This is a genomic window from uncultured Succinivibrio sp., assembly GCF_902756765.1.
In the GTDB taxonomy this organism is placed as follows: Bacteria; Pseudomonadota; Gammaproteobacteria; order Enterobacterales; family Succinivibrionaceae; genus Succinivibrio.
Genome location: NZ_CACVSS010000176.1, coordinates 1 through 2465, shown reverse-complemented (window position 1 = coordinate 2465; position 2465 = coordinate 1). Strand labels below are relative to the sequence as shown.

Sequence of the window (2465 nt, the reverse complement as noted above, 5' to 3'; positions counted from 1 at the left end):
TAGAAAATGGATAGAAAAGCTGTTTCCTAATAACAGACAGGCCTGGGCTTTTAATACTGATGCCTGGAAGCGTATGAACATTAAGACTGTTGTCTTAAATGAAAGTGTTCGCCAGAAAGACTCTGTGTTTGTTGAGGCTCTGAACTGCATCAGAACTGGCGATTTTAGCGGTCTTAATTTTATCAATTCTAACCGCAGCACTAGAGATCACTCTGAGCAGCTGTATATTTGCGGTAAGAATGCAACCGCTAATCAGTACAATAGCTATGAGTTGGGCAAGATTCAGAGTCCTGAATTCAGATTTAATATAAGGATCTGCGGCAATGTTCAGGAGAGCGATATTGCCTGTGAAAAAGTATTAACCCTAAAGGTTGGCGCCCGTGTTCTTATCATTGCTAATGATATTTCAAAGGAATACGTAAATGGTGATACCGGTACTGTAAACGCAATCAATAATGAGCAGGTATATGTTTTACTTGATAGAACCAAAAGAACTGTTATTGTTAAAAAAAATACCTGGGAGAAATATGACTATTTCGCTGAAACCGAGTCTTTTAAGGGCGTTAAAGGAGGAAAGAAGATCAAAATTAAAAAGGGTATTGTCGGTACCTATACTCAGATCCCTTTACGTCTGGGCTGGGCTGTTACTGTTCATAAGAGTCAGGGCCAGACCTTTGACAACGCAAAGCTGCTGCATTCTGAATACTGGTCCTGCGGTCAGCTCTACGTTGCTCTCTCAAGATGCCGTACTATCTCCGGCATCTGCTTCAATACCCCTATAGACGGCAGCGAAGTTCTCTGCTCAAGGGACGTAACCAACTTCTACAACCGCTGTCTGCTTGAGGACTAGGCGTTTATTCAATTAAACTGAAACTACCGCCAACTCCTACGAATTCTTTTCTGTATTAGTTATTTCTACCTGGCCTTTTTAAGATAAGAGTACAGTGTCTGCTCATTCATTCCCAGCATTTTTGCTGCTTTTGAAGTATTGTCACTGGTTAATCTTAAGGCGTTTCTAATAATCCTGTCTTTCTGTTCAGACAGCCACTGATTCAGATCATTTGGAATAAAATCTTCTGCAGCTGAATTACCAGAGGATACAGTGTTTACATTAGACAGGTGTAAAGAAATAATCTTACCGTCAATCTCTGCTTTACCTGTATTTAACGCGTACACTGTGGATAACAGCAGTACATGACGCAGCTGTCTGATATTACCCGGCCACTGGTAACTCATCAAACAGTCCCAGGCATCCTGTGTCAGTTTAAATTCTGTATCATTCAGTTTTGTGTCTTCTTTTTTCAGATCATTCAATATGGTCTGAACCAGTTCCTGAAAGTATTCTCTGTTGGTAAAACAGATTTCTCTAAGATTTGGAAGTGTGATTGAACACATTGCCAGACGATAATACAGATCTTCCCTGAACTTACCGTTTTTTACATCTTCAAGCAGATTATGATTAGTAGCCGATATAACTCTCACATTATTCAGTCTGACAACCTTTTTACTGCCGATACTCATGATCTCTTTATCCTGCAGAGCTCGCAGTAGTACCGACTGACTGGATAATGGAATTTCTGCGACCTCATCCAGGAAGATTGTTCCATTCTGCGCCAGTTCAAATAAACCTGTCTTATCCTCAGTACAGCCGGTAAAAGAGCCTTTCTTGGCTCCAAACAGTTCTGCTCTGAACATATTGGCATCACCGGCGGCAAGCTCAGCACAGTTTGCAATAATAAAGTTGTCCTTCTTTCCGCCACAGCGATAGTGGATCTTCTGTGCTGCTGATGATTTACCCACACCACTTTCTCCTAACAGCAGAATGTTGATTGCTTTTACAGGGGCATACAGTTCTATAACCTTTTCAATCTCATCAGACTGAGGACATTGAGTCTGAGTATTCAGATATAAATCAGGTTTTAAGCTGAATGGTGCGTTTACCTCAAGGATCTGCTTATTGTTCTTGGCAAACTTTCTAGGGACAGTACGGAAAGTCTTTCCTCCTGAATACCTAATCTGAGACATATAGAAAAGCATTGCCTGCATGGCAGGAGTGCCTGGAGTTAAATTAAAGACATATCGGGAGGCTGTTTCTGCAGTCCAGTATTTTGAGAAGAATTTATCCAGGGCCTTGTAAACCTCGTCATAGGAGGTTGGATCTTCAACAGTGGTAATGATAATCTGGCATTTACTGTTGTTTCCTCTTTTGATCCAGTCTTTCATCTGAGAGCCAAGAAAATCATACTCTTTACTTGCCAGAAGATATATTTGTGAGAATTTATTGTTATCGGTAAAGGTTCTTATTGGACCGTTCTGACCAGGTTCCTCCTTAAAAGGAATTGTGAGTCTACTGCTGTTCTCTGGAAGAGTATCAAGACCTTCGGTTACTCTCCAGGATTCCATACAGTTAATATCTGTTGTACCAATCCAGCTTACATATATTGGTAAATCTGACTCTGCTTTTG

At 40.8% G+C, this 2465-nt stretch carries 2 protein-coding genes; one reads left to right on the top strand and one right to left on the bottom strand.

Features of this window, described 5'->3' with window-relative positions:
• Nucleotides 1-850: hypothetical protein (locus QZU45_RS12115; RefSeq protein WP_295355654.1), on the top strand; the 850-nt coding region annotated here is incomplete at its 5' end.
• Between the two features lie 65 nt (nt 851-915).
• On the opposite strand, the gene QZU45_RS12110 is transcribed toward QZU45_RS12115, so the two are convergent.
• A partial coding sequence (locus tag QZU45_RS12110) for an RNA repair transcriptional activator RtcR family protein (protein WP_295355652.1) occupies nt 916-2465 on the bottom strand: 1550 nt, incomplete at its 5' end.